Source organism: Nocardiopsis sp. ATB16-24 (assembly GCF_030271535.1).
In the GTDB taxonomy this organism is placed as follows: domain Bacteria; phylum Actinomycetota; class Actinomycetes; order Streptosporangiales; family Streptosporangiaceae; genus Nocardiopsis.
Map to the genome: position 1 here is coordinate 212,654 of NZ_JASCXJ010000006.1, position 26,384 is coordinate 239,037.

A 26,384-nucleotide genomic window follows, 5' to 3' on the forward strand; every position below is an offset into this window, starting at 1 on the left:
CGACGGCCGTGGGATCCCCTCCTCCCGCCGACCCCGACGCGCGGACACCACGTTCAGACCACGTGCAACGGGTCGACCCTCACCTGTGCCAGATGTTCGTCGCGGCGGGCGCTGCGCGCCGAGGCCGCCGCCTTCAAGGACCGGGCCAGCGCGCCCACCCGCGCGCGCGGTACCCGTAGCAGCGCGCGCTCGGTCGGGCGGGCCTCGTCGGCGTCGGTCGAACGGTCCCCGCCGACGGGGACCGGGCCCAGGAGTTCGGTGCCCTCCGGCAGGGCGATCTGGTCGAGCAGCTCGCGCACGTGCTCGGGGGAACCGGTGACCGAGGCCATGGACACGGCCGGAGGAAAGCCCAACTCCCGACGTTCGGCCAGTTCGCGTTCGGCGAAGCCCGTCGGATCCCAGCGCACGAACGACTGCACCACCGGCAGCGAGGCCTCGGCCGACACCACGACCGTACCGCCCGGACGCACCAGCGCCGCGGCGTTCAACCAGCGTCGCAGGGTCTCCTCCGACGCACGCAGGTCCATCCGGTTCAGCAGTGCCCAGCCGTCCAGGAGCACGGCCGCCGCGTACCCGTTCTCGGCCACCGGCTCCGCGCCCGGGGTCGCCACCACCAGCGACGGCGAGTCGGCCACCCGGGGCAGGATCTCCTCGCGGCCCGAGGTGCGCACGGCCAAGGAGGGAAAGGCCCTGCCCAACTCCTCGGCGGTGCGACGGGCGCCCACCACCACGGCGCGCATCCGGCCGAGGCCGCACTCGGGGCACGCCCACTGACCGGCCACCCGACCGCACCAACCGCACGAGGGCATGGCGTGCGAGCCGCGCACCGCGAGCGGGCCCCGGCACGAGTCGCAGCGGGCGGGTTCACGGCATCCGGCGCACGCGAGCGTGTTGAGGTAGCCCCGACGCGGAACCTGGAAGAGCACCGGTCCGGTACGGGCGGCCTCGCGCGCCGCGCGCAGGGCCAGGCTGGGCATGCGCGCGGACCGCGCGGCCTCGTCACGCGCCAGTTCACGGTCGTCCCCGGCCGCCCGCACCACCGGTGCGCGGCCGCGCAGGGTCCGTCTGTCGGCGGTCAGGGAACGGGCCCATCCCGACTCCACCAGGGACTGGGCGTCGGTGGTGCGCGTGTGCCCGCCGATCAGTGCGCCCGCGCCTGTGCGGTGCGCACGCATGGACAGCACCGTGCGCGCGTGCGGGTAGGGGGCGTGAGGGTCGGCGTGCACGTCGTCGCCGTCGTCCCACAGGACCACCAGGCCCAGGTCCCGGACCGGGGCGAACACCGCGGCGCGCGTGCCCACCACCACCTGGACCCGCCCGCGCAGTACCGCCAACCAGCGCCGGTAGCGCTCGGCCGGCCCGAGGTCGGCGGTGAGCGCCACGTACCGACCCTCGCCCACGTGCAGGCCGAGTGCGGTGTCGACGGAGGCGACGTCGCGTCCGTCGGGCACCACGATCACCGTCGCGCGTCCGGCGGCCAGGGTCGCACGTGCGGCGATCGCCACCGCCGCGGTCCAGTCCCCGCCGGGCAGGGCGTTCCACACGGCCCGCGCGGGCCGACCCTCCCGGAGCGCGTGGAGGAAGGAGGGCCCCTCGGGATAGTCCGCCCAGGGGCCGAGGGATTCGATCTCGGCCGTCCCGCCGGCGCCCTCCGCCTCCCCGATGTGCGTTCCGGCCTCCGGCGCGTCCCCGACCTCCTTCTCCACACGGGCGTGGCGCGGTGGCACGGCCAGACGCAGCACGTCACTGAGCGTGCCCGCGTAGCGGTCGGCGACCGCCCGTGCCAGCCCGAGGATCTCGGGGGTCAGCACCGGCTCGGGCGACACGACCGACTCCAGGTAGGCCAGTCGACCCGGGAACTCCGAGGTCTGCACCCGCTCCGCGAGGAAGCCGCTCAACAGGCGGTTGTTGAACCGCACCCTCACCCGGCAACCGGGCACCGCGGACTCGTCCATGTCGGCGGGAACCCGGTAGTCGAAGTACCGGTCGAGGTGGGGCAGCGGGGTGTCGACGATCACGCGCGCCACCGGTAGCCGCTCGGCGGGGCCGCGCGGTGCCGGACGGCGGGACTTCCTGGTCGTGGGGGCCTTGGCCCCGTCCTGCTTCGGAAGGTCGAAGAGGGTCTCGTCGGGCCGGCCGGGCTGCGCTGTCATCGCTCTTCTGTCTATCAGAAGGAGATGACGGCGACCCGCTCCCGGGACTGGTAGAACTGGGAACCCGACAGACCGTGCTCGTGGGCTCCTCGTCCTCTCCGGCCGGATCCGGCGCACGGGGCCGGCCGCCGGCACGACGGCCGACCCCGGGCAAGTGGAGGGAACCCACAGTGAAGCTTGTCTTTGCCGGCACGCCCCAGGTGGCGGTGCCGTCGCTGCGCGCGCTGCTCGACTCCGACCACGAGGTCGCCGCCGTGGTCACCCGGCCCGACGCGCGTTCCGGACGGGGCCGCAAGGTCTCGACCAGTCCGGTCGGGGAGCTGGCCCGAGCCGAGGGGATCGAGGTCCTCAAACCGGAGAAGGCGGGCGACCCCGAGTTCCTGGAGAGGCTCCGACGGATCGCCCCGGACTGCTGCCCCGTCGTCGCCTACGGAGCCCTTCTGCCACGGTCCGCACTCGACGTCCCCCGCCACGGTTGGGTCAACCTGCACTTCTCCCTGTTGCCGGCCTGGCGCGGCGCCGCGCCCGTGCAACACGCCGTGTTGCACGGTGACGACGTCACCGGCGCGTCCACCTTCCGGATCGTCGAGGAGCTCGACGCCGGGCCGGTCTACGGCACCCTCACCGAGTCCATCCGCCCCACCGACACCAGCGGTGAGCTCCTCGAACGGCTCTCCGTCTCCGGTGCCGAGCTTCTCGTGCGCACGATCGACGGCATCGCCGAGGGGCGGCTCGTCCCGGTCGAACAACCGGCCGACGGCCTCTCCTACGCCGCGAAGCTCACCCCCGAGGACGCCGAACTCGACCTCACCGCACCGGCCCTGCGCGTGGACCGCCAGGTCCGGGCCTGCACACCGGCCCCGGGGGCCTGGACCACCTTCCGCGGCACCCGCCTCAAGATCGGTCCCGTCACCCCCCTTCCCGAAGCCGACACACCGGTCCTCGAGCCCGGTCGACTGCACGTCGACAAAAGGCGCGTGCTGGTCGGCACCAGCACCCACCCGGTCGTCCTGGGGCAGGTCCAGCCCCAGGGCAAACGCGCCATGCCCGCGGTGGACTGGGCCCGTGGCGTGCGTCCCACCGAAGACGACCGCCTGGGACGCTGAGCTGCCGTAGTCTCGTCCTGGCGGGCCGTCCGGCCCACCAGGACCCGTCCCCGGCTTGTTGAGGCACATACGTTGAGCGAGCAGTCCCGATCTCCGTACCACCGTCCCGGCAGGAGAGGAAGGTCCGGGCGAGGCGGCGGTCAGGGCGGGTCCGCACCGCCCCAGCCCCGTGACCCGGCCCGCCGCGTGGCCTACGACGTGCTGCGCGCGGTCGAACAACGCGACGCCTACGCCAACCTGCTGTTGCCCGCCCTGCTCAACGAACGCGCCATCAGCGGACGCGACGCCGCGCTGGCCACCGAACTGACCTACGGGACCCTGCGACGTCAGGGCACCTACGACGCCGTTCTGGAGGCCTGCGTGGACCGCACGCTCGCCTCCGTGGACACCGAGGTGCTGCCGCTGCTACGCCTGGGCGCCCACCAACTGTTGTCCACCAAGATCCCGCCGCACGCGGCGGTGAGCGCGACGGTCGACCTGGCCCGCCGGGTCGTGGGCCACCACCGTGGAAGGTTCGTCAACGCGGTTCTGCGTCGGGTGTCCGCGCGCGACCTGGACGAGTGGACCTCCGTGGTCGCCCCCGAACGCGCGACCGACCCCAGCGGGCACCTGTCGGTCGTGCACAGCCACCCCCGCTGGGTGGTCAAGGAACTGGCCCGAGCGTTGGGGGAGAGGTCGGCCGAGGGCCTGGTCCGGACCGAGCGCCTGCTCGCCGCCCACAACGAACGCCCCCGGGTGACGCTCATGGCCAAGCCGGGGCGCGCCACCGTCGCCGACCTCGTGGCCGCCGGTGCGGAGGAGGCCCGTTACTCGCCGTTCGGCGCCTACCTGCCCGAAGGTGACCCGGCGGCGATCCGCGAGGTGCACCAGAACCGCGCCGCCGTGCAGGACGAGGCCAGCCAACTGGTCGCGTTGGCCCTGACCAGGGTGGACGCCCATGGACCGGACACCCGTTGGCTGGACATGTGCGCCGGCCCCGGCGGCAAGGCCGGTCTTCTGGCCTCCCTGGCCGGGCAGCGCGACGCCCGCCTGCTGGCCGCCGAGATACAACCCGCGCGTGCCGGTCTGGTGGCCAGGGCGGTACGCCGCTCCCCACGTGACGCGGGCCGCACGGTGATCGCCGACGGAACGGCGCCCGCCTGGCGGCCGGGAGCCTTCGACCGGGTCCTGGTGGACGCACCGTGCACCGGCCTGGGCGCGCTCCGCCGTCGCCCCGAGGCCCGCTGGCGGCGTACGGAGGACTCGGCCGCGGGGCTGTCACCGCTCCAGCACGACCTGCTGACCAGCGCGGTCGAGGCCGCCCGCCCCGGTGGGGTGATCGCGTACGTGACGTGCTCACCCCATCTGGACGAGACCGACGCGGTCGTGCGGCGCGTGCTCTCCGAACGGTCGGACCTGACCCTCCTGCGCGCCGCCGACTACCTGGACGAGGTCCCCGACCTCGCCGCGGGGCCCGAGGGGCGGTACGTCCAGTTCTGGCCGCACGTCCATGGGACCGACGCGATGTTCCTGGCCCTGCTGCGCAGGTCAGAGCGTTCTTGAGTCCTCGGATCCGGTCTCGGTCGCCGGTCGGTCCGCCGTGGGACCGACCGGACCGGGAGCCGGCCCCTCCGGGGGCCGGACCGGTTCGGGCCCCGGCTTCGGAGGGAGGGGAGGCCTCATGTGCAGCGGTGGCATGCTCGCGCGCAGGCGCAGGGTCAGCCTCTCTCCGAGGTCACCGCTGAACCTTCCCTCGTGCGCGACCCCCAGCCGCTCCGCCAGTGCGATCGCGTGCAGGCGCACAGTGGCCTCCACCAGGGTCGCGTAGGTCTCGGCCGCGGCACGGGTCCGTGTCCACGCGATCGCGCCCAGGGCCGCGGAGACGAACGCCGCGGGCCACCACCACACGGTCAGCGGCAGGTAGAGCAGAGCCCACGCCGCCGGCCCCATGGCGCGGGAGAGCCCCTCACGGGCTCCCGCGATCTCGGTGCGTTCCTCCTCCGGCAGGATCAGCCACAGGTGCGGCCACAGCACGGCCAGGTCCGCGCGGTGGTCACGGGCCAACCGGGTCCGCACGGCCTCCAACCGGTCGCCGCACCAGGTGGGGCGCTCCGGTCGTTCGGGGGAAAGACGCGCCATTCGGTCGTAGGCCATGGCGAACGCGGACTCGTCGTGTTCGCCACGGGCCCGCTCGACCCTCTCCCGTAGCCGGTCCCAGCGCACACGGCGCGAGTCCACCCACCGCTCGGTCCAACCGCGCAGCGGCGGGGGCCACAGGCGCCAGTCCGAGGCTGTCCACAGCCGTTCCACCGCCCGGCCGACCCCCCGCGCGACCAGGCCCGCGGCGGCGCTCCCGGCCACCACGACCGCCAACACCAGGGCCTGCCCGCCGAAGGTGTCCACACGCGGATCGGCGGCGTGCTCCGCGATCAGGGCGAGCAGGCCGTCCACGTCCCACGCCGCGGCCCATCCCAGGGTGTGGGCGGCGACGGCGACCGCCAGGTACAGGGCCCCGGGGAGGAGGAGCGACGCCACCCGCCGTTCGGTGAGCCGGGCGCCCAGTTCCGCCCAGAGGTCGCCCATGCGCCTACCGCCCCCCGGGAGGGCGCAGCGAGGAGCCGCTGACCCGGCAGACGGGCACGTCCTCCGCGGGGGTGGGCTCCCAGGTCCGCGCGCACCGGCCGTCGGGGCACCCGTACAGGGCGGAGGCCGGTCTGGGCAGGCCGACCCCCGCCACCCTCGCGTCCCTGGCGCCCACGCGATGGATGCCGTCGGCGTACTCGGCCAGGCCACGGCCCCCGAGCGCGGTCAGCGACTCCGAAAGACGGGACAGTTCGCCCGCGAGGTCCCCGCCCTCGCGGGCGGCCCGGAGCACCGCGTCGACCGGCGAGGCCCTCTCGGACGCGCGTCCGAGTCGAGCGCGCAGGAGATCGGCGTGCTCGCAGACCAGGCCCAGATCCGTCTTCGTGTCCTTGCTCATCGGGGGGTCCTCCCGTCCAGGGGTGGAGTGGGACGAAGCGTACTCCAGCGGCGTCCGGCACAGGAGCCCTCGACCCCTTCTCTCCTCTCGGCCACCGCCCGCCGTCGGCCTTCCGAAGGAGCGGTGGTCCACGTCGACGGAGCGCACCGGGGCCGATGCCCGGGTCCGGTGAGGTGGGAGGGGGCCGCCCGCCCGCCGGCCACGCGGTTAGACTGCACGCGTGGCCATCCAGATCTCACCCAGCATCCTCAGCGCCGACTTCGCACGCCTGGCGGACGAAGCCGCCGCCGTGTCCCCGTCCGCCGACTGGCTCCACGTCGACGTGATGGACAACCACTTCGTCCCCAACCTGACGTTGGGCCTGCCCATCGTCGAGTCCCTGCTCAAGGCGACGGACACGCCGCTGGACTGCCACTTGATGATCGAGGACCCCGACCGTTGGGCTCCGGCCTACGCCGAGGCCGGAGCGGGCAGTGTCACCATCCACGCCAAGGCCGCCGGTGCTCCGGTGCGCACCCTGCGGGAGATCCGCCGCCTCGGAGCCCGAGCCGGACTGGCCCTCAACCCCGCGGAGGCGGTCGAGCCCTACGCCGACCTCATCGGCGAGATGGACATGCTCCTGCTCATGACGGTCGAGCCCGGTTTCGGAGGTCAGAAGTTCCTCGACATGGTCCTGCCCAAGATCCGCAGGGCCCGGGAACTCCTCGACAGTCGCGAGGCCTCGGTCTGGCTCCAGGTCGACGGCGGCGTCAGTGAGGAGACGATCGAGCGGGCGGCCGAGGCCGGCGCGGACGTCTTCGTCGCGGGCTCGGCGGTCTACGGCGCCCAGGACCCGGCCAAGGCCGTCGACTCCCTACGCTCCCTGGCGGCCAAGGCCCGAGGGCGCGACTGAGGGCCCCCGCAACGATCCCGACACGGCCGCGTACGCGTGTGGCCACGTCCCGCCGGACGGCTCTATGCTGTGCGACTCGTAGTCGTTGAATCCGCTTGGTCGCGGCTCCGTCTTCCCTCCGTGCGTTCGCGTGCGCGGGGGAGCGGCGCGGCGTGAGCGCGTTGCCAGGCGCGGACCCGTGGGAGTACGCGTTGCACGCTTCGGCCGTCGAGTATCCGCCCCTGGACGCCCTGTGGGAGGCGGAGATCGTCCCCATCCGATGGCTCCAGGGGCTGGGGGACTGGCTCGCCCTTCCGTTGGGGGTCCTCACCCACCTCGGTTCCCAGAGCGTCATCATCGTCGTGCTCGCCGTGGTCTTCTGGTGCTTCGACTCCCGGTTGGGCGCACGCCTCTTCGTCGTCGTGGCCGCCTCGGGGATGGTGAACTACCTGTGCAAATCCCTGCTCTACGGGGCGCGTCCCTCCTGGTTCGACGCCCACGTCAAGGCCCACGCCGACCATGGCAGTTTCGGGATCCCCTCGGGGCACACCCAGGGGGCCATGGTCACCTGGGGCTACCTGGGCCTGAGGTCCGGGCGTCGGGTGATGCCGTGGGTGGCCGTCGCCGTCATCGCACTCGTGTCGTTCTCACGGATCTACCTGGGCGCGCACTTCATCAGCGACGTGGTGGCGGGTCTGCTCCTGGGCGCCGCCGTGCTGTGGGCGGCCCTTCGATGGGAGGACCGCATCGCCCGCTGGTGGTCGGGCCTGACCACCGTCCGTTGGGTGGGCTGCGCCCTGGCGGTGACCCTCCTGCCCTGTCTCGTGGCCGCCCTGTGGCAGTCGCTGGTGCTGGGCTCCTGGGAGGTCCCCGCGGAGTGGATCGGGGCCGCCCCCACGGATCCGGCCGGACACACCCTCACCGGTCTGTACACGGTCTCCGGCGCCCTGCTCGGGGGGATCGTCGGTTTCACCCTGCTGGCGGGACGCGGCTGGTACAGCGCCCAGGGCACCGTCGTGTCCAAGATCGCCCGATTCGTCCTCGGGATCTCGGTGGTCGTGCTCATCCAGGCGGTCATGGACGTGTTCTTCGGCGCAACGACCGGGCTGAGCGCCTCAGTCGTGAGCTTCGTCGCCTACGCCGCGATCACCTTCTGGGCCTCCTACGTCGCACCGGAACTGTTCGTCCGCAGCGGCCTGGCCCGACGTCCCGACCCGTCGCGCGCCTCCGTCTCCGACGCGCCGGACGGAACCGGGAGCGAATGATACACATCACACCCACTATGCGCCCGGGGCGGCGGGGGGTAGGATCCGAACCGTTGAGACAGTAGTCGAACACGTGCTCCGGGGTCGGTGTAATTCCGAACCGGCGGTGACAGTCCGCGACCCGGCCGAAACCATCGGCCGGTTGAACCGGTGGAATTCCGGTACCGACGGTGAAAGTCCGGATGGGAGGCAGTACGTGTCGGGACGGTGTGCTCACCGTCGCGTTCCGAACGCGCGGTAACCGCCGCCGTCTCGCCGTGGACCCGTTCCACACCCCTTTTCCCCGGAGCCTGTACAGGCGAAGGGATGGCAAGGGCGTGTTCACCGGAATCGTGGAAGAGGTCGGCGAGGTCGTCTCCGTCGAACCAGCGGGCGGCACGGGCCAGGCCCTGCTTTTGACCGTACGCGGCCCCCTCGTCAGTTCCGACGTCGCGCACGGTGAGTCCATCGCGGTCAACGGCGTGTGTCTGACGGTCGTCGACAGCGGCGAGGGCACCTTCACCGCCGACGTGATGAAGGAGTCCATGGACCGCTCCACCCTCGGCTCCCTCGCCCCGGGCTCTCCCGTCAACCTCGAACGCGCCGCCCGTGTGGGAGGCCGTCTCGGCGGTCACATCGTCCAGGGTCACGTCGACGGCACCGCGTGCCTGCTCTCCCGCGAGCCCGGTGACAACTGGGACGTCTTGCGTTTCGGCCTGCCCGCCGACCTGTCCCCGTACGTGGTCGAGAAGGGGTCCATCACCGTCGACGGCACCAGCCTCACCGTCTCCGCGGTCAGCGAGCCCGGGGCGGAGGAGGAGTTCTTCGAGGTCAGTCTGATTCCCGAGACCCTGAGGGCCACCACCCTGGGGGCTCTGGCCACCGGCGCCACCTCGAACATCGAGGTGGACGTCATCGCCAAGTACGTCGAGCGGATCACCGCTGTGTCCTCGGCCGACCCGCGGGTGTGAGCCCCGCCATGCCGCCTCGGGGAGCGGACCCGCACGGACGGGCCGCCGCCCCTCAGACCACCTCCACCCACGAGTCACCCCAGGGAGCGGTAATGACCGTCACCGAGACCATCCCGGCCGCCGAGACCGAGCGGGCCGTCGTCCTGGACCCCATCGAGGAGGCCATCGCCGAGTTCGCCGCCGGGCGGGCCATCGTGGTGGTGGACGACGAGGACCGTGAGAACGAGGGCGACATCATCTTCGCCGCCGAACTCGCCACACCCGAACTCCTGGCCTTCATGATCCGCCACACCTCCGGCGTGGTGTGCGTGCCGATGGAGGGCGAGGACCTGGACCGCCTCGACCTGCCGCTGATGACCGCGCGCAACGAGGAGAGTCTGCGCACCGCCTACACGATCACCGTCGACGCCCGGGAGGGCGTCACCACCGGTATCTCCGCCGCGGACCGGGCCCGGACCATCCGGTTGCTGGCCTCCGAGGAGAGCCGCCCCACCGACTTCGTGCGTCCCGGCCACATCCTGCCGCTACGGGCCCGCCCCGGCGGGGTCCTGGCCCGGCGCGGCCACACCGAGGCCTCCGTCGACTTCGCGCGTCTGGCGGGGCTGCGTCCCGCGGGAGTGCTCGCCGAGGTGGTCAACGACGACGGGACCATGGCCCGTCTCCCCCGCCTGCGCGAGTTCGCCGACCAGCACGGGCTGAAGCTGGTGTCGGTCGAGCAGCTCGCCGCCTACCGGGTCGCTCGGGGCGAGGCCCTCACCGAGGAGCAGGCCCACCCGCCGTTGGTCACCCGCATGGTGGAGACACGTATGCCCAACCGGTACGGCCAGTGGCGCGCGGTCGGGTTCAAGGGCACCACCGACGGGGCCGAGCACGTCGCCCTGGTCCACGGCGACCTGTCCGACGGCACCGACGTCCTCGTCCGACTGCACTCGGAGTGCCTCACCGGCGACGCGTTCGGTTCCCACCGCTGCGACTGCGGAGCCCAGCTGGACGCCGCCATGGCGACCATCGCCCAGGAGGGCCGCGGCGTCGTGGTCTACCTGGGCGGACACGAGGGGCGGGGCATCGGTCTGCTGCACAAGCTCCACGCCTACAGCCTCCAGGACCAGGGCGTGGACACCGTCGACGCCAACCTGAGTCTGGGGTTGCCCGCCGACGCCCGCGAGTTCGGCGCGGGAGCCCGGATCCTGACCGACCTGGGCGTGTCCTCGGTGCGGTTGCTGACCAACAACCCCGACAAGGTCGAAGGGCTGGAGAGCCACGGTGTGCGGGTCAAGGAGCGGGTGGGCATGCCGTCCTTCGTCACCGACGACAACATCGCCTACCTGCGTACCAAGCGCGACCGGATGGGCCACGACCTGGCCGACGTCGCCCGCTGAGCCCGGCCCCTCCCCAGACCCGTCCAGACAGAAAGCAGGACCTCATGAGTGGTGAAGGACGTCCGGAGCAGCGTGGTGTGGACGCCTCCGGAATGTCGGTGGGCATCGTCGTGACCCACTGGAACTCCGCGGTCGTCGGGCCCATGCTCGACAACGCCCTCGCGGTCGTCAAGGACTCCGGGGCGGTCGATCCCGTCGTCGTGGAGGTCGCGGGGGCCGTCGAGATCCCCGTGGTGGCCCAAGAGCTGGCCCGCAAGCACGACGTCGTGATCGCGTTGGGCGCGGTCATCCGTGGCGGCACGCCCCACTTCGAGTACGTGTGCCAGTCGGTCACGCACGGCCTGACGGAGGTCGCTCTGCGCCACTCCACCCCCGTGGGCAATGGTGTGCTCACCTGTGACACCCTTGAACAGGCGCGTGACCGTGCCGGCCTTCCGGGGAGCGCGGAGAACAAGGGCGCGGAGGCCGCGCTGGCCGCCCTGGAGGCAGCGGTGGTCCTGCGAGGGCTGCGACGCTGACCGGCCCGGGACGCGCAGGGGGATCGACGTCCCCGGTGGTGGAGTGAGAGTCCCCGAGCCCGGGGCGGGTCGAGAGTGGAGCAGTCGGTGCGGACGAGGGAACAATCCGTGGACGAGGCGTCGAAGCAGCCGGTCCTTCCCAGGGTCTGGCGGCCCCGGTCGGTGAGGTTGGTCGCCTACGGCCTCGGTCTGCTGATCGTGGCGACCCTGGCACTGCTCGCCGTGATCCTGCCGCAGAGCTGGGGGACCCTCGACAGGTTCCTGCTCGTGGGGATGGGACTGATGATCGCCGCCACCCTGCACCTGCTCGCCCGGCCTCGCCTGGTGGCCACGGAGGAGGGCGTGACGGTGGTCAACAGTATCCGCACCCACGTGCTCTCCTGGGCCGAGGTGGTGGACGTCCAGATGCCGATCGGCGAGCCCTGGCCCTCCGCGGACCTGGCCGACGGCACCACGCTGGCGGTGATGGGCATCCAGAGCACGGACGGCGAACGGGCCCGACGCGACCTGGAGGAGTTCCAGGAGTTGCTGCGTCACCGAGGCGAGGCCCAAGAGCCCGACCGCCCGTAGGGTCGCACCGGGGGAGCCGTCGGATCCCGTGGCTCCCCGATGTCGTGTGGAACACGTAGTTTGGTACCGAGGACCACTGGCGGAACGTGGAAGAAGGTACCGCGTGCGTGACATCCGAGCGGCCGTGTCCGACCTGTACGCCTCGGGCGAGACATTCGCGCTGGCCACGGTGATCGACACCTACAAGAGCGCGCCCCGCGACGCGGGGGCGTCGATGCTGGTCAGCGCCTCCGGCGAGGTCGTCGGCAGTGTGTCCGGCGGTTGTGTGGAGGGCGCGGTCTACGAGGAGGCCATGGAGGTCATCCGCACGGGGGTCCCGGTGCGGCGCACCTACGGGGTCAGCGACGACGACGCCTTCAGCGTGGGACTGACCTGTGGCGGAACCCTGCACATGTTCGTCGAACCGGTCGGCCGGACCACCTACCCCCAGCTCGGATCGGTGATCGGCGCCATCGACGAACACCAGCCCGTCGCCGTGGCCACCATCGTCTCCGACCCCTCGGACACCGGTCGCGTGGGGCGGCGTCGGGTGGTGTGGCCCGACCACGCCGAGGGCGACCTGGGCAGCGCTCGGCTCACCGACGCGCTGGACGACGACGTGCGAGGCATGCTCGCCCAGGGCAGTACCGGCCTGTTGCACTACGGAACCGACGGGCAGCGACGCGGTGACGAGCTGGAGGTGTTCGTCCGGTCGTTCGCGCCCGCCCCCCGCATGCTGGTCTTCGGCGCGATCGACTTCGCGGCGGCCGTCGCCGATCTCGGCTCCTACCTGGGGTATCGGGTGACGGTGTGCGATGCCCGTCCCGTGTTCGCCACCGCCAAGCGGTTCCCCACCGCCGAGGAGGTGGTGGTCGCGTGGCCTCACGTGTTCCTGGAGGAGATCGCCGAGGAGATCGACGAACGTACCGCCATCTGTGTGCTCACCCATGACCCCAAGTTCGACGTCCCCGTGCTCAAGGAGGCCCTGAGGACCCGCGCGGGCTACATCGGCGCGATGGGGTCGCGGCGCACCCACGAGGACCGGAGGCAACGGCTGCGCGAGGCCGGCGTGGGAGAGGAGGCCCTGGCGCGTCTGCACTCGCCGATCGGTCTGGACCTGGGGGGACGCACCCCGGAGGAGACGGCGGTGTCGATCGCCGCGGAGCTGGTGCAGACGCGCTGGGGTGGAAGTGGCCGCGCGCTGCGTGAGACCGAGGGACGTATCCACCGTGACACGCCGCGAGAGCCCCTGGTTCCGGTCGATCCCGACCGCGTCATCAGGTGAACCGAAACCAGGCGAACGGTGAAGTGCCTGGTCACGGGAGAAAGACCGACGAGGCTGACGAGTGTGGACGTACGGTCTATGCCGGGCGGCCCACCTCGGGCGCTCTCACGTGGCATCATCGCGTCATGGGTACTGGGGACTCTCGGAACGGGGAGCACACACCTACGGGCCTGGTGGCGGGCCTGCTCCTGGCGGCGGGCTCGGGACGCAGACTCGGGCGCCCCAAGGCGCTGGTGGAGGTGGGCGGTGAGCGCCTGGTCGATCGGGGCGTGCGTACGTTGACCGCGGGCGGCTGCGCGCCCGTCATGGTGGTGCTGGGCGCGGCCGAGACGGCGGTCCGAGGTGCCCACACCGTGCACAATCCCGACTGGCGGACCGGTATGGGGTCGTCGGTGCGTGCCGGGATCGACGCCCTGCCGGACGCCGCGGACGCGGTGCTGATCGCCTTGGCCGACCAGCCCCTGGTCACTCCCGAGGCGGTGCGCCGTCTGGTGCGGGCGCACGAGCAGGGTGCCCGTGCGGCGGTGGCCACCTACCAGGGGAACCAGCGCAATCCGGTGCTGCTGGGCCGTGAGCACTGGTCGGCGGCCTACGCCATGGCCGTGCACGACGTGGGCGCGCGCCCGTTCCTACGGGCCTACTCGCACCTGGTCACCGCGGTCTCCTGCGACGACATCGCCAGCCCCGAGGACATCGACACCGTGGAGGACCTGGAGCGACTCAGCGTCGTGCTGGACCGGGGGAGCCCCGACCGGGGATGAGGACCTCGGCCTCAGAGCAGGCTCTCGGCCATGATGCCGAAGACGTGCTCGGTCGATCCGCCGGGTGCGAGGACGATCAGGTCGGTGCCGCTGACCAGGGCGTTGGGCGGGCAGGTCATGGGCTCCACCGCCAGGTGGGCGCGGTGGTCGTTCCCGTCCAGGGTGTCGGCGCTGAACAGTTGCAGCCAGCCGAAACCACGGTCGCACCACAGCGACACACGGTGGCGGGGGCCGCTCATCCGCACCCACGCCAGACCGTCGGCGTCCCGCTCCAGGGAGGAGAAGGCGGTGTCCAGCACCGTGTCGCCGAGTCCACGGCCCGGTGCGCGGAAGTCGTACTCGCCCCCGTCCACCGGAACGGGGTCGCCTGAGGGCAGCATCCGTTCGTCGACCGGCTGCCAGGTTCCCGCGCCGCTCTCCAGGAGGAGCTCACCACGCTCGGCCAGTGCCCGGAGCGGTTCGCCCAACGTCAGATAAGGGTGGAAGCCCAGCCCGAACGGGGCCGGGACCTCCCCTTCGTTGCGGGCGGTGGCGGTGACCGTCAGTCCGGACGCGGTGAGCCGGTAGGTGAGGGACAAGGACAGGGGGAAGGGGAAGCCGGTGGTGCCCTCGAAGTCCAGACGCAGTGTCGCGGTGTCCTCGGACACCGACTCCGGTGTCCAGGTCCGATCGTGCACCAGGCCGTGGATGGCGGTGCCCGTGGCCGGTTCGTCGGGCTCCAGGCGATACCGGCCCCCGTCGAACCGATAACCCTCCGCCGCCACTCGGTTGGGCCACGGAGCCAGCACCTGTCCCTGGAAGGCCCGGGGCCTCTCCGCGCCGTAGGGCCACACCACGTCGTGACCCCGCCAGGTGAGTGCCCGCAGTCCCGCTCCCGTGCGGTCGATGTCCGCCCGGTAGTCTCCGCCGCGCAGCCCGATCACGTCGCCCACCGCTTGCCCGCTTCCCCGTTGTCGTGCGTCGAACCGGGCGATCATAGCCCACCCGCCTCGCGTCGGTCCCGATACGGGGACCTCCTCATCCCAGCAGACCGTCCAGCGGGATCAGCACGCCGGAGCCCAGGGCGACCAGGCCCGTGGACAGCAGCACGATCACCATGAGCAGTGATCCCACCACGGCCAGGCGGAACGCGCCCAGTCGTACCCGGGCCCGGGAACCGGGTCTCTTACTGGCCGCCGCACGCCCCAGGACCACCAACACCGCCGACAGCAGCACCGGCGACCACCACGCGGAGCCCGTACCGCCCGGCATCAGCCCGGTCACCGCCCCCGCGATCTCCGAGAGCCGTCCCAGGACCACGCCGCCGGCGGCGTCCAGCAGGCCGGTGTAGGCGGAGGTCACGAACTCGCTCTCGGGGTAGAAGCCCTCGGGAGGGCGCAGGGCCCGGCCCAGTCCGTCGATCAGGCCCAACAGGGCCGCGGGGTAGGCGAAGCGGCGACACCTGCCCGCCGACATCGCCCGCTGGATCTGCCTCATGGTCCGGTCGACCCTGCGCCTCCTCCGCTCCTGTGCGCGAGGGCTCGGCACGGGCTCCCGCGCGCCCAGGGGTCCGTGGGGGTACGGAGCGTCGGGACGGGTGGAGGCCGCCGCGGCTTCGGCCCTGCGTCGTTTGGCGGCGGCGACCCTGTCCTTGGTCTGTGACCAACGCTCCCGCGCCGACCCCGCGAGGGAGGCCCAACGGTCCTGGCGGCGGGATCGGCCGTCGGCACGTTCACGTTCGGCGATCCGCGCACCCACCCGGGCCGCCTCGGGCAGGAGGAGCGTCGCGGTGATCAGGGCGCTCTTGGTGATCAGGGCGTCGCGACCGCCGGTGTCCCGCAGCGCCAGGCGTCGTTGTTCCACCCACCAGGGGGCGCGGGGGGCGGCGCTGCGTTGGCGGGGATGCCAGGACTGGCGGCGCAGCTGCGACCGCAGGCGTGAGGCGGTCTCGGGGACCAGTACCAGCTCCACCGCCCGGGCCCACGCGGTGTCCTTCTCGTGGGGCTCGGGCTCACGCGGTGCGTCCTCACCGGCCTCGGTCAGGTGGTCGACGGTCTCCGACACCCGTCGCATGATCAGCTGCACCTCGTGCTGGACCCGCTCCAGCAGGGCACAGCGGCCCGAACCGCCAGAACGGCATGCGGGGTGGGGGCACCAGTGCTGGGCGGCCAGCCCGATCACGCCCGAGGACACCGCCTCGCGCACGACCGCGTGGCGGCTGGCGTCGCCGGTGGCCAGCGCCAGCAGTCCGTCGGCGCCGACCTCGTGTCCCCGGAAGCGCGGTGGCATCCCGGGCACGTAGCGGGCGGCCAGCGCGCTGATGGCCACGTGCGCCCGCTCGGGGTGTTGGTCCAGGCCGGTCAGGTAGGCGCGGTCGAAGGTGTAGTCGTTGACCTCGCGGTCCAGCCACGTGCGCAGCTCCGACCAGTGGCTGCGCAACCACATGGCGCCCGTCTCGGAGCGGTCGAGCAGGTCGAAGGCCAGGCTGGGCGGGTCCTCGTGGGTGACGCCGGCGAAGTCGATGGGGCGCAGACGGCGGGCGGTGCGGATCCGCGGGCGCTCGCCGTCCAGCCACTGGGCGACCTCGTCGTGGCCCCAGCGCGCGGACGGCGCGAGTGCGAGCAGGCCCCGTACCAGGAGCCGCCAGCGTTCGTCGGTGACCGCGGAGACGTCCACCTCGGTGTTGCGCGCGGTCAACCAGTTACCGCCCCGCTCGGGGCGTCGGCCGGTGACCAGCTCGTGCGCGATCACGCCCAGGGACCACCAGGCGGCGGGGGCCTCACGTCGACCCTCGACCACCTCGGGAGCGGCGTAGTCCTCGGTGATGGCCAGCCCCCCGTAGACACGGCTCATGGTGGCGCGTACGGCGCCGCCGAAGTCGGTCAGCGCCACGACCGGAGGATCCAGGGAGCGCACCAGCAGGTTCTCGGGCTTGACGTCGGTGTGGTTGTGCTGGAGTTCGCTCTGCCAGTGGTGCAGGCACGCGGCGATCGCGCCGACCACGGCGCGGGCCTGCTCCTCGGGCAGGGGGGCCTGGTCGATGAGCGAGCGCAGCGACCCTCGGGAGAAGTACTCCTGGGCCTCCCAGGCCACGTCCTCGCCCCAGGAACCGGTCGCGGTGCCGTAACCGTGGATGGCCGGGGTGTGCGGCGAGGAGGTGCCGCGCGCGCGGAGTCGGTCGAGGAGCTCGCGATTGATGTCGTGGCCGGGTCGATAGATCTTGAGCGCCAGTGAACGACCGGGGGAGTCGGTGGGCTCGGCCAGGTAGACGACGGCCTCCCCGCCCGCGCCGATGTGGTCGAGCACCTGGTAGCGGCGGCGTAGTTCGGCGGGGACGGCGTAGTCGAGTTCGCCGGCGGGACCGATCACCACGCGTGAGACCAGGCGGGCCATCCAGTCCAGGAGCGGGCCGAGGAGGGTCCGCCACCAGGGGGCGCGTCCGGTGGAGCGCCCCCCACCGGGGACGGTCGGGGCCGGATGTGGGCCCTGGAGTCCGACGGTGGGGGAGACCGGGGAGTCCACCCGCGTGGCGCCGGGCAGGACACGGGTCCGGTCCTCGCCGGAGACGGTGCGCGCGGTCTCGATGTCTCCGCGCCGTGGGGGACGCAGCACGCGCGTGACCCAGCGCGTGGCCGCCGCACGCGCGGGTCCTTCCTCACCGGAACCGGTCCGTGCGGCGGGTTCGATCCGTTGGGTCGGCGCGTTGTCGTCGCCGGGGTCGGGCATGACCATGGAGGTCGGGGCCGTCCTTACCTAGGCGTTCGTTTCGTGGACGTGCGGGGGACGGGCACCCCCTCAGGCCAGGTCCCCGAGGGCCTACGGCGCGGCTCTTTCCCCGCGCGGATCGCGGACACGGGCGCTTCCCCCACCTTGTCTGACTCCTGTGGGCCGTGTGGAGTTCCACCGAACGTGCACCGGCTCTTCCCAGGCCCGTGCCTCCGGCCCTTCGGCGCCGTTCGGGGTCGGGCTCAGCGGTGTTCCCGAGGGGCCGCACCGAGCCTCTCGCGGGCCTCCCGGTACATCCGCACGACCTCCGCCCGGATCTGGGGCCGCTCGGTCAGCGGCCGTGCCCAGGGGATGCGGACGGTGTGCTCGACGCCGTCCACGGTGACCGCGTAGTCACCGCCGTCGCCGTCCAGGCCGACCATCCGGGCGGCGGTGGCCTCGGGCCGACCGCCCAGCGCACGGCAGATGAGCAGTGTGTCCTCGGGATGGTCGTCGTTCATGTGCGCGGTGACGGCTGCGACGACCTCGGGGGAGAAGGGGTTGGACGAGGGCACGGGACCTCCGGGCGGCCGGGTGCGTACGGCGGACACGAACGGGGGGAGGGCGCAAGCCCTCCCCCCGTCGACGATATCCGAGGCCCCGTGGGTACGGCGGAGCCTCGTCGAGATCCACCTCTCCCCGGCGGGGACCGCCCGTCGCACGCGGCACGAAGGTCCGCGGCGCCTCCGGGGCCCTGTGGAACCCCGTGGGCGCCCCCGCGGCCCTCGGCGGACCACAAGGTCTCCGTGGACGGACCTCAGCCCTCGCGGGTGAACTCGGCGTCGATCTCGATCGTGATCTTGTCGCCCACGACCACACCGCCGCCGTCCATCGGCATCTCGATGTCCACGCCGAAGTCCTTACGGCTGATCTGCGTGGAGGCGGTGAAGCCCGCGCGGTTCAGACCGTAGGGGTCGATGGTGGAGCCGTTGAACTCCAGAGCGAGCTCGACGGGGCGCGTGTTGCCCTTGATGCTCAGGTCGCCCCGCAGGACGAAGTCCTCGCCCTTGGCCTCAAGGCCCGTGGAGCGGAAGGTGAACTCCGGGTGGTTCTCGACGTCGAAGAAGTCCGCCGAGCGGATGTGGTTGTCGCGGTCACCGTTGTCGGTGTTGATGGAGCCGGCGTCGATCGTGGCCTCCACGGAGGACCGGGTGGGGTCCTCGGCGACCGTGAGGGTGGCGTCGAACTTCTCGAAGCGGCCACGGACCTTGCTGACCATCATGTGCCTCACGGAGAAGCCGACGGTGCTGTGGGCGGCGTCGATCTTCCAGGTGCCGGACTGCAATTCCTGAGATGCCATGGTGTCCCCCTTGGTGGGTCGTCGGACCCGAGGTCGGGTCCCTTCTCGCTGTTCGCTTCTGAGTAACAACATACCTCAGAAGAAGCTTCCTGGGAAGATGTTAGCTGATAATTCTTACGCTCGCAAGGTCCCCGGCCGCGACCCTATTACGATGGGCGCATGGACGAGGCCGTATGGCTTGACCCGGAGCAGCAGCGCGTCTGGCGGGCCTTCCTCCGGACGAACGCGGCGCTCTACGACGACCTGGAGAAGGACCTGCGGGAGCGCACCGGTCTCTCGCTCATCGAGTACGGCATCCTGGCGCACCTGTCCGAGGCTCCTCGGAGGCGCATGCGCATGCGTGTGCTCGCCGACAGCGTCATCGTCTCCAAGAGCAGGCTCTCCCACCAGATCGCCCGACTCGAACGCGACGGCCACGTGCGCCGGGAACACTGTGAGGACGACCGGCGCGGACTCTGGGCCGTACTGACGGAGAAGGGCTCCCACCTCTTGGGGCAGGCCGCGCCCGGCCACGTCGCGCGCGTGCGCTCACGGGTCTTCGACAGGCTCACGGCGGAGCAGACCCGCCTGCTCGGTGAGATCATCGACACGCTCGAAGGTGACGAGTCCGTTCCAGGAGGATAGATTCGTCCGAATGCGCGGCAGGAAGTCCACCTCCCGCGGGTAAGGTCGGTGCCCGTGAGCAGACCATCCATCATCGGCGCCCAGAACTTCCGAGACGACGACGGCAGCGTCGACCCCGAGGTCGAGGCGCGCCTGCGCGAGCACGCCTCGGGCAGAGGCGGCGACCGCCGGGTGCTGGAGGCACTCAGCCGATCCCGCGTGCTCATCCCCGTCGTCGCCGTGGCCACCGAGACCGAGGAGGGCGTCGGTGGGCTCACCAAGGACAAGAACAGCGAGGTCGCCGTCCCGATCATGACGGGCCGGGACGGGCGCCGGGGCATGCTCGCCTTCACCTCGGTGGACGCCGTCCGCCGTTGGCGCCCGGACGCACGCCCCGTGCCCTTCACCACCAAGGACGCCTGCCAGGCGGCCGTGGAGGAGGAGGCCGACGCCCTGGTGATCGACGTGGCCGGACCCGTCCCCTACACGGTCCAGGGACGTTTCCTCACCATGCTCGCCGAGACGGGCACCGTTCCCGAGCCCAAGGACGACCCCCAGGTCCTCGCGCTCGTCTACAGGGTCACGCACACCGAGTTCGGTATCGAACGGGTGCGCATCCACCCCTCCGAACGCGCGGAGATCGGCATCCGCCTGGAACTGGAGGAACGCGACGACGAGACCCTGCGGCGCGTGGCCGGGCGACTCTCCGAGGAACTGAGCGGCGTACTCCCCGGAGGGATCGAGCTGAGCGCCGTGGTACGCGCCCGGCGCGACGAGGACCCCGAAACACCGTGAGGGCCCCGGGCAGGGCGTGCTCGGAAGTCGTCCCCAGGCCGACCCCTCTGGTGTCGAGCCGGGCCCCGAAAGGGTAATTTCCCAGCATGCCCACCCCCGCGACGCCCGTGTTCGAACCGCACCTGTGGATGACCGCCGTCGCCGTCTGCCTCCTTCTGCTCGGCGCGGCGGTGGGTCGGGTCGGCGGCCGCCTCGTCCGTCTCTTCGGACCGGCGCGCCCACCCCGGGGACCCCGCCTCCACGGCCCGCTCGCCACGCCCCGGTGCGGGCCGCGCGCCACGGAACGCGCGCATGTCCCGACCACCTCGGCCGCCCCGGTCGACGTGGACGACCTCGTGACGGGCCCCGAGGAGCGCCACCCGCACCCGGTCCCCGACGACGAACACGACGACGAAGGGCCGCCGCCGCCCCGTTGTCCCCACTGCCGCGCGGAGCTCCGCTTCCTGCGCTGGTTTCCCGTCGTGGCCTCTCGGACCTTCCACAGACGAGGCGCCTGTCCCCACTGCGAACAGGTCATCCGCACGGGTGTCACGACCGTCTGCGGAACCGCCCTTCTCTTCGCGCTCGTCGGCCTGTGGGCGGTACGTCAACCGCAGTGGTGTCCGTTCGACGTCCTCGCCGTGCTGTGGCTGGTCGCGGTCGGCGTGCCGCTGTCTGTCATCGACGTGCGGGTCATGCGCCTGCCCGACGCCATCGTCGCCCCCGCCTACCTGGTGGCCTTCGTGCTGCTCGGAGCGGCCCTCCTTCTGCCGCCCGGCGGTCCCGACCCCGGCCGGGCCGTGGACGCGCTGGCGGGCATGGTCCTGGTCACGTTGCTGTACTGGCTGTTGTGGCGGGTGTACAGCGCCGGACTCGGGTTCGGCGACGTCAAACTCTCCGGGCTCACCGGACTGTACGCGGGGTGGGCCGCGGGGCCGTTCGGGGCGCTGGTCGCGATCTTCTGGGCCTTCGCCGCCTTCTCCCTCACGGGAATCGCCCTGATGGCGCTTCGGCGGTTGACCCGAAAGGACCCCTTCCCCCTCGGTCCCTTCATGCTCGCCGGCACGCTCGCCACCGTCCTGGCCGGGGGCGCCCTGGTCCCGCATCCCTGAGCCCGGGTGCGCCGTCGCGCGCGGATCCGTGGGAGGATCGTGCACATGTTGCGTTGGCTGACCGCGGGGGAATCCCACGGGCCGGCACTCGTCGCGATCCTGGAGGGCCTCCCGGCCGGTGTGTCCGTCACCTCTGACGACATCGCCGCCGCGCTGCTCCGCCGCCGCGCCGGGTACGGCCGGGGCGCCCGGATGAAGTTCGAACAAGACCAGGTCACCGTCATCGGTGGCATCCGCCACGGCCGTACCCAGGGGGGTCCGGTCGCGATCGAGGTCGCGAACAGCGAGTGGCCCAAGTGGGAGAAGGTGATGTCGCCCGACCCGGTGCCCGCGGAGGAACTGGAGGGCATGGCGCGCAACGCGCCGCTGACCCGTCCCCGCCCCGGGCACGCCGACCTGGTCGGTATGCAAAAGTACGGGCACACGGAGTCGCGACCGATCCTGGAGCGCGCCAGCGCCCGTGAGACCGCCGCCCGTGTGGCCATCGGCGAGGTGGCCCGTCTCTTCTGCCGGCAGGCACTGGGTGTGGAGATCGTGAGCCACGTGGTCTCCATGGGCCCGGTGGCGGTGCCCGAGGACGCGCCCGAGCCGCGTCCGGAGGACCTCGCGGCGATCGACGCCGACCCGGTACGCTGCTTCGACCCGCGGACCAGCACGCGCATGGTCGAGGAGATCGACGACACCAAGAAGTCCGGCGACACCCTCGGCGGCGTGGTCGAGGTGCTGGCCTACGGGCTACCGCCCGGTCTCGGCAGTCACGTGCACTGGGACCGGCGTCTGGACGCACGTCTGGCCGGCGCGCTCATGGGCATCCAGGCGATCAAGGGGGTGGAGGTCGGTGGCGGCTTCCGCACCGCCGCCCGCCGGGGCTCGGCCGCCCACGACGAGATCGAACCCGGCCCGGACGGGGTACGTCGTCGGACGAACCGCGCGGGCGGCGTCGAGGGCGGTATGACGACCGGTGACCCGCTGCGGGTACGCGCCGCGATGAAGCCGATCGCGACGGTGCCCCGGGCGTTGGACACGGTCGACACCGACACCGGCGAACCCACCCGGGCCCACCACCAGCGCAGCGACGTCACCGCGGTCCCGGCCGCGGGAGTGGTCGCCGAGGCGATGGTCGCCCTGGTGCTCGCCGAGGCCGCCGTCGAGAAGTTCGGCGGTGACTCCGTCGCCGAGACCGCGCGTAACCTCAAGGGCTACCTGGACTCGTTGACCGTCCGGTGAACGGTGCCTCGGCCCGTCCGTGAGGGTGGACCGAAGACGCCCTTCGGAGGCACGTCCCGAAGGGGAGCGGGGCGGCCGACGCCCTTGCGCCTCCGGCGCGGAGCCGCTCTCGGAAAGGGGGCGGCCCCGGGTGCGTCGCCGCGCCGCCGTGCGCGCACACGGGGGCGCGGCGTCTGCTAGACAAGGAGACGCACGTGACAGGCGGTGCTCCCCGTACACGCGGGGACGGACCCGGATTCCTAGGCAGGCAGAGCGTGGCAAGAGCGATCGCGGTGCTCATCGGTTCGCCCGGTTCGGGCAAGTCCACCGTCGGCGAGGCCCTGGCAAGACGCCTGGGCGCCGACCTGCTGTGTACCGACACCGAGATCGAAAAGCTCGCGGGCAAGCCCATCGGCGACATCTTCATCGAGGACGGTGAGGAGCACTTCCGGGCGTTGGAGCGGGAGGTGGTCTCCGAGGGTCTGCGCTCCTGGTCGGGTGTGATCGCGGTGGGAGGCGGCGCGGTCCTGGACGAGGACACGCAGAAGGACCTGGCCGACCATCACGTGGTGTACCTGCACGTGGAGTTCGGGGAGGCCGCCAAACGCGTGGGAATGGACGTCGCCCGTCCCCTGCTGGCGGGCAATCCGCGCACCCGGTTGCGCCAGTTGCTCAACGAACGCCTCCCCGTCTATGAGCGCCTGGCCACCGTCACCGTGGAGACGACCGGCTACCACCCCGAAGAGATCGTCGACGCCATCGTGCCCTCGCTGCCCGAACGAGGCATGGGAAAGGCCCAGCAGTGACCGTGACCCGGATCGGTGTGAACGACGCGGTCGGCCGTTACGACGTGGTGGTCGGCAGCGGTGTCCTCTCCGAGCTCCCCTCGTTGGTCGGCGGCGCCGCGCAGGTCGCCGTCATCCACCCGCGGGGCCTGGGCGAGATCGCCCGCCCCGTGCTCGGCGTCCTGGAGTCCGCCGGATACAGGACCCACGCCATGCCCGTCCCCGACGGTGAGGCCGCCAAGACCGCCGACGTCGCCGCCGACCTGTGGTCCCGGCTCGGACAGCGCGGTTTCACCCGCAGCGACGTCGTGGTCGGAGTCGGAGGTGGGGCCACGACCGACCTGGCCGGCTTCGTCGCCGCGACCTGGTTGCGCGGAGTGCGTTCGATCCTGGTGCCCACCACCCTCTTGGGCATGGTCGACGCCGCGGTGGGGGGCAAGACCGGCATCAACACCCCGGAGGGCAAGAACCTCGTCGGCGCCTTCCACCCTCCGGCCGGGGTCCTGTGCGATCTGGCCACCCTGCCCGGCCTGCCCCGGGCCGACTACATCGGCGGCCTCGCCGAGATCATCAAGGCCGGGTTCATCGACGACCCCGTCATCTGCGACCTGGTGGAGAAGGACCCCGAGGGGGCCGCCACCCCCGAGGGCGAGCACACGCGCGAACTCATCGAACGCGCCATCCGGGTCAAGGCCGACGTCGTCTCCGGCGACCTCCGTGAGAGCGGGCGCCGCGAGATCCTCAACTACGGACACACCCTGGGGCACGCCATCGAGCGGGTCGAGAACTACACCTTCCGACACGGCCACGCGGTCTCCATCGGCATGGTCTACGCGGCCGAACTCGCCCGCCTGGACGGACGTGTGGACGCGGCCCTGGTCCAACGACACCGCTCGTTGCTGTCCTCGGTGGGGCTGCCCACCTCCTATGTCCAGGAGGCGTGGCCCCAACTGCACGCGGCCATGGCCGTCGACAAGAAGGCCCGCGGAGCCACCCTCCGTTTCGTGGTCCTGGACGGCCTGGCCCGACCCACGATCCTCAACGGGCCCACCCCCGAACTCCTGGGGAAGGCCTACCGCGCGGTCACGGGCGCCACCCGTCCCCCGCGAAGCCACTAGACTGCACACGGGCGGCGCGCGTATCGCGGCACCCGGGGAAGACCCCGAGGTGCCCGCGCCGGCCCCACAGACCACCGACCGGACCCCATGGGCCGGTTCACGCGCCAGACCTCTGGGAGAGACGACCGAAGTGGCCACGACGAACGACATCAAGAACGGCTCGACTCTGCGACTCGACGGCGTTCTCTGGAACGTCCTGGAGTTCCAGCACGTCAAGCCGGGCAAGGGCGGCGCGTTCGTCCGTACCAAGCTGAAGAACGTCACCACCGGCAAGATCGTCGACAAGACCTTCAACGCCGGCACCAAGGTCGAGTTCGCCAACGTCGACCGCCGCGAGATGGAGTACCTCTACAACGACGGCGAGTCCTACATCTTCATGGACACCGAGACCTACGACCAGATTCCGGTCTCGGAGTCCGTCGTCGGCGACGGCCGCGACTTCATGCTGGAGAACACCAGGGTCACGGTGGCCACCAACGAGGGCAACCCGCTCTACATCGAGCTTCCCCCCTCGGTGGAGATGGAGATCACCCAGACCGACCCCGGCGTGCAGGGCGACCGTTCCACCGGTGGCACCAAGCCCGCCACCGTCCAGACCGGCGCCACCATCCAGGTGCCCCTGTTCATCACCACCGGTGAGCGCGTCAAGGTCGACACCCGCACGGGCGACTACCTCGGGCGAGTCAACTGATGAGCGGAGCACGGCGCAAGGCCAGACGTCGCGCGGTCGAGGTCCTCTACGAGTCCGAGGTGCGCGGTATCTCGGTGGAGGACGTCATCAAGCGCCGTCGGGCCCAGCCCGAACCGCCGATCAACGAGTTCACCGAGAGCCTGGCCCGTGCGGTCGACGAACGGCGCGGGCGCATCGACGAACTCCTGGAGGCCTACGCCATCGGCTGGACCCTGGAGCGTATGCCCGTCGTGGACCGCAACATCCTGCGGATGGGCATCTACGAACTGCTGTGGGCCGAGGACATCCCGGACGGAGTGGCGATCGCGGAGGCGGTCGGTGTGGCCAAGGAGTTGTCCACCGACGAGTCACCGAACTTCGTCAGCGGACTCCTGTCCAGGATGTTGGAGAACAAGTCGACGCTCTCGCTCTGACCCGGTGAGCGGGTGCAACCCGGATTGAGGGGACGCAGGTGACTGACAGGACCAGCACGACCGCGACCGGCGGACTCGGTGCGAGCGGGGCGACCGGCCCGGCCAGAGCGGCCAACGCGGCGCGGACCGCGGTCGTCTGGGAGGCCCTGACGGCACTGCTGGCCCGGCTCGGAGACGGCGGACCCCTGGAGATCGTCGACGCGGGCGGTGGCACCGGTGGGGTCGCCGTCCCCCTGGCCGAACTCGGTCACCGGGTCACCGTGGTCGAACCCAGCCCCGACTCGCTCGCGGCCCTGGAACGTCGTGCCGCGGAGCAGGACGTGACCGTGCGCGGGGTCCAGGGGGAGACCGGTGACCTGGCCTCCCTGTTCGCGCCGGGCAGCGCGGACCTGGTCCTGGTGCACAACGTGCTGGAGTACGTGGAGGATCCCGCCACGGCGCTGCGCGACGTGGTCGGCGTCGTCCGCGAGGGCGGCGCGGTGAGCCTGTTGGTCACCAACGCGGTCGCCGGGGCACTGCATCGCGCGCTGTCGGGGCACCTCACCGACGCCCGCCGTCTGCTCGACGCCCCCGAGGGGCGCTGGGGCGAGGGCGACCCGATGCCACGCAGGTTCACCCGTCGTCGGATCCTGGAACTGATCGGTGAGGCGGGGCTGTCCCAGGAGAGCGTGCGCGGAGTGCGCGTGTTCGCCGACCTCGTTCCCGGGCAGGCCTGGGAGGGCGACGCCCATGCCGGTCAGCACCTGGTGGAGTTGGAGAAGGCCGCGGCGGAGCATCCCGAACTGGTCGGGATGGCCACCCAGTTGCATGTCGTCGCACACCGCGGCTGAAGGGCACGGTCG

General features: G+C 71.9%; 26 protein-coding genes and 1 riboswitch. Of the genes, 19 read left to right on the plus strand and 7 right to left on the minus strand.

Annotation, left to right across the window (positions count from 1 at the left end; genetic code table 11):
- Positions 1-53: 53 nt before the first annotated feature.
- Complete coding sequence (locus PFX91_RS09785; RefSeq protein WP_285731035.1) at positions 54-2,153, minus strand: primosomal protein N'; 2,100 nt, start codon at positions 2,151-2,153, stop codon at positions 54-56.
- 170 nt (positions 2,154-2,323) lie between these two features.
- On the opposite strand from PFX91_RS09785, the gene fmt reads away from it, so the two are divergent.
- Together fmt and PFX91_RS09795 are read left to right on the plus strand one after the other, a co-directional pair.
- On the plus strand, positions 2,324-3,259 hold the full coding sequence (gene fmt, locus PFX91_RS09790) for a methionyl-tRNA formyltransferase (protein ID WP_285731038.1): 936 nt from the start codon (positions 2,324-2,326) through the stop codon (positions 3,257-3,259).
- Between the two features lie 72 nt (positions 3,260-3,331).
- A complete protein-coding gene (locus PFX91_RS09795) occupies positions 3,332-4,801 on the plus strand; it encodes an RsmB/NOP family class I SAM-dependent RNA methyltransferase (protein ID WP_285731039.1) in 1,470 nt (489 codons plus the stop codon).
- Here PFX91_RS09795 and PFX91_RS09800 read toward each other — a convergent pair.
- Both PFX91_RS09800 and PFX91_RS09805 read right to left on the minus strand, forming a co-directional pair.
- Positions 4,787-5,821 carry a hypothetical protein gene (locus tag PFX91_RS09800; protein WP_285731041.1) on the minus strand — a complete coding sequence of 345 codons (1,035 nt, stop codon included), beginning with the start codon at positions 5,819-5,821 and terminating at the stop codon, positions 4,787-4,789. The two genes, PFX91_RS09795 and PFX91_RS09800, sit on opposite strands and share 15 nt — an antisense overlap.
- Before the next feature lie 4 nt (positions 5,822-5,825).
- Positions 5,826-6,218 carry a hypothetical protein gene (locus PFX91_RS09805; protein WP_285731043.1) on the minus strand — a complete coding sequence of 131 codons (393 nt, stop codon included), beginning with the start codon at positions 6,216-6,218 and terminating at the stop codon, positions 5,826-5,828.
- A 220-nt stretch (positions 6,219-6,438) separates the two neighbouring features.
- Here PFX91_RS09805 and rpe point away from each other — a divergent pair, with 220 nt between their 5' ends.
- The 8 genes from rpe to PFX91_RS09845 all read left to right on the plus strand — a co-directional run bounded on the left by rpe (position 6,439) and on the right by PFX91_RS09845 (position 13,796).
- The gene (gene rpe, locus PFX91_RS09810; protein ID WP_285731044.1) at positions 6,439-7,110 is read left to right on the plus strand and encodes a ribulose-phosphate 3-epimerase; all 672 of its coding nucleotides are present in this window, start codon (positions 6,439-6,441) and stop codon (positions 7,108-7,110) included.
- A gap of 161 nt (positions 7,111-7,271) precedes the next feature.
- Entirely contained in the window at positions 7,272-8,354 is a 1,083-nt protein-coding gene (locus PFX91_RS09815) for a phosphatase PAP2 family protein (RefSeq protein ID WP_285731113.1), read from the plus strand.
- 69 nt (positions 8,355-8,423) lie between these two features.
- Positions 8,424-8,554, plus strand: a riboswitch (FMN riboswitch).
- A gap of 117 nt (positions 8,555-8,671) precedes the next feature.
- On the plus strand, positions 8,672-9,304 hold the full coding sequence (locus PFX91_RS09820) for a riboflavin synthase (RefSeq protein WP_285731045.1): 633 nt from the start codon (positions 8,672-8,674) through the stop codon (positions 9,302-9,304).
- 92 nt (positions 9,305-9,396) lie between these two features.
- Positions 9,397-10,683: a bifunctional 3,4-dihydroxy-2-butanone-4-phosphate synthase/GTP cyclohydrolase II gene (locus PFX91_RS09825; protein ID WP_285731047.1), complete on the plus strand. Its 1,287-nt coding sequence runs from the start codon at positions 9,397-9,399 to the stop codon at positions 10,681-10,683.
- Between the two features lie 44 nt (positions 10,684-10,727).
- Entirely contained in the window at positions 10,728-11,201 is a 474-nt protein-coding gene (gene ribH / locus PFX91_RS09830) for a 6,7-dimethyl-8-ribityllumazine synthase (RefSeq protein WP_285731048.1), read from the plus strand.
- Between the two features lie 108 nt (positions 11,202-11,309).
- Complete coding sequence (locus tag PFX91_RS09835) at positions 11,310-11,771, plus strand: PH domain-containing protein (protein ID WP_285731050.1); 462 nt, start codon at positions 11,310-11,312, stop codon at positions 11,769-11,771.
- 103 nt (positions 11,772-11,874) lie between these two features.
- A complete protein-coding gene (locus PFX91_RS09840) occupies positions 11,875-13,035 on the plus strand; it encodes an XdhC family protein (RefSeq protein ID WP_285731052.1) in 1,161 nt (386 codons plus the stop codon).
- Between the two features lie 173 nt (positions 13,036-13,208).
- The gene (locus PFX91_RS09845) at positions 13,209-13,796 is read left to right on the plus strand and encodes a nucleotidyltransferase family protein (protein WP_285731115.1); all 588 of its coding nucleotides are present in this window, start codon (positions 13,209-13,211) and stop codon (positions 13,794-13,796) included.
- Positions 13,797-13,807: 11 nt separating this feature from the next.
- On the opposite strand, the gene PFX91_RS09850 is transcribed toward PFX91_RS09845, so the two are convergent.
- The 4 genes from PFX91_RS09850 to PFX91_RS09865 form a co-directional block, all read right to left on the minus strand.
- A complete protein-coding gene (locus tag PFX91_RS09850) occupies positions 13,808-14,728 on the minus strand; it encodes an aldose 1-epimerase family protein (RefSeq protein ID WP_285731054.1) in 921 nt (306 codons plus the stop codon).
- Between the two features lie 85 nt (positions 14,729-14,813).
- Positions 14,814-17,507: a protein kinase domain-containing protein gene (locus PFX91_RS09855; protein ID WP_285731055.1), complete on the minus strand. Its 2,694-nt coding sequence runs from the start codon at positions 17,505-17,507 to the stop codon at positions 14,814-14,816.
- Positions 17,508-17,743: 236 nt separating this feature from the next.
- Positions 17,744-18,055 (minus strand): DUF2470 domain-containing protein, encoded by a 312-nt coding sequence (locus PFX91_RS09860; RefSeq protein WP_285731057.1) that lies wholly within the window; start codon positions 18,053-18,055, stop codon positions 17,744-17,746.
- Positions 18,056-18,297: 242 nt separating this feature from the next.
- A complete protein-coding gene (locus PFX91_RS09865; RefSeq protein ID WP_285731058.1) occupies positions 18,298-18,840 on the minus strand; it encodes a YceI family protein in 543 nt (180 codons plus the stop codon).
- A gap of 159 nt (positions 18,841-18,999) precedes the next feature.
- Between PFX91_RS09865 and PFX91_RS09870 the strand changes: the two genes are divergently transcribed.
- From PFX91_RS09870 to PFX91_RS09910, 9 genes are all read left to right on the plus strand, one after another.
- The gene (locus PFX91_RS09870; protein WP_285731060.1) at positions 19,000-19,464 is read left to right on the plus strand and encodes a MarR family winged helix-turn-helix transcriptional regulator; all 465 of its coding nucleotides are present in this window, start codon (positions 19,000-19,002) and stop codon (positions 19,462-19,464) included.
- 54 nt (positions 19,465-19,518) lie between these two features.
- Complete coding sequence (locus tag PFX91_RS09875) at positions 19,519-20,238, plus strand: SseB family protein (RefSeq protein WP_285731061.1); 720 nt, start codon at positions 19,519-19,521, stop codon at positions 20,236-20,238.
- 86 nt (positions 20,239-20,324) lie between these two features.
- A complete protein-coding gene (locus tag PFX91_RS09880) occupies positions 20,325-21,329 on the plus strand; it encodes a prepilin peptidase (RefSeq protein ID WP_285731064.1) in 1,005 nt (334 codons plus the stop codon).
- A gap of 45 nt (positions 21,330-21,374) precedes the next feature.
- Positions 21,375-22,556 carry a chorismate synthase gene (gene aroC / locus PFX91_RS09885; RefSeq protein WP_285731065.1) on the plus strand — a complete coding sequence of 394 codons (1,182 nt, stop codon included), beginning with the start codon at positions 21,375-21,377 and terminating at the stop codon, positions 22,554-22,556.
- 272 nt (positions 22,557-22,828) lie between these two features.
- The gene (locus PFX91_RS09890; RefSeq protein WP_285731116.1) at positions 22,829-23,341 is read left to right on the plus strand and encodes a shikimate kinase; all 513 of its coding nucleotides are present in this window, start codon (positions 22,829-22,831) and stop codon (positions 23,339-23,341) included.
- A complete protein-coding gene (aroB, locus tag PFX91_RS09895) occupies positions 23,338-24,438 on the plus strand; it encodes a 3-dehydroquinate synthase (RefSeq protein WP_285731066.1) in 1,101 nt (366 codons plus the stop codon). Before PFX91_RS09890 ends, aroB begins: the two co-directional genes overlap by 4 nt.
- Positions 24,439-24,568: 130 nt before the next feature.
- Positions 24,569-25,129, plus strand: a complete 561-nt coding sequence (gene efp / locus PFX91_RS09900; RefSeq protein WP_285731068.1) for an elongation factor P — start codon at positions 24,569-24,571, stop codon at positions 25,127-25,129.
- A complete protein-coding gene (gene nusB / locus PFX91_RS09905) occupies positions 25,129-25,542 on the plus strand; it encodes a transcription antitermination factor NusB (protein WP_285731069.1) in 414 nt (137 codons plus the stop codon). Before efp ends, nusB begins: the two co-directional genes overlap by 1 nt.
- Positions 25,543-25,580: 38 nt before the next feature.
- Complete coding sequence (locus tag PFX91_RS09910) at positions 25,581-26,372, plus strand: methyltransferase domain-containing protein (protein ID WP_285731070.1); 792 nt, start codon at positions 25,581-25,583, stop codon at positions 26,370-26,372.
- The last annotated feature ends 12 nt before the right edge of the window (positions 26,373-26,384 follow it).

What these genes read in the sequence shown, in the direction of transcription:
- PFX91_RS09785 (WP_285731035.1), bottom strand. Translation starts at nt 2,153, where the DNA reads ATGACAGCGCAGCCCGGCCGGCCCGACGAGACCCTCTTCGACCTTCCG.
- PFX91_RS09800 (WP_285731041.1), bottom strand. Translation starts at nt 5,821, where the DNA reads ATGGGCGACCTCTGGGCGGAACTGGGCGCCCGGCTCACCGAACGGCGG.
- PFX91_RS09805 (WP_285731043.1), bottom strand. Translation starts at nt 6,218, where the DNA reads ATGAGCAAGGACACGAAGACGGATCTGGGCCTGGTCTGCGAGCACGCC.
- PFX91_RS09825 (WP_285731047.1), top strand. Translation starts at nt 9,397, where the DNA reads ATGACCGTCACCGAGACCATCCCGGCCGCCGAGACCGAGCGGGCCGTC.
- ribH (WP_285731048.1), top strand. Translation starts at nt 10,728, where the DNA reads ATGAGTGGTGAAGGACGTCCGGAGCAGCGTGGTGTGGACGCCTCCGGA.
- PFX91_RS09855 (WP_285731055.1), bottom strand. Translation starts at nt 17,507, where the DNA reads ATGGTCATGCCCGACCCCGGCGACGACAACGCGCCGACCCAACGGATC.
- PFX91_RS09865 (WP_285731058.1), bottom strand. Translation starts at nt 18,840, where the DNA reads ATGGCATCTCAGGAATTGCAGTCCGGCACCTGGAAGATCGACGCCGCC.
- PFX91_RS09870 (WP_285731060.1), top strand. Translation starts at nt 19,000, where the DNA reads ATGGACGAGGCCGTATGGCTTGACCCGGAGCAGCAGCGCGTCTGGCGG.
- PFX91_RS09880 (WP_285731064.1), top strand. Translation starts at nt 20,325, where the DNA reads ATGCCCACCCCCGCGACGCCCGTGTTCGAACCGCACCTGTGGATGACC.
- aroC (WP_285731065.1), top strand. Translation starts at nt 21,375, where the DNA reads ATGTTGCGTTGGCTGACCGCGGGGGAATCCCACGGGCCGGCACTCGTC.
- nusB (WP_285731069.1), top strand. Translation starts at nt 25,129, where the DNA reads ATGAGCGGAGCACGGCGCAAGGCCAGACGTCGCGCGGTCGAGGTCCTC.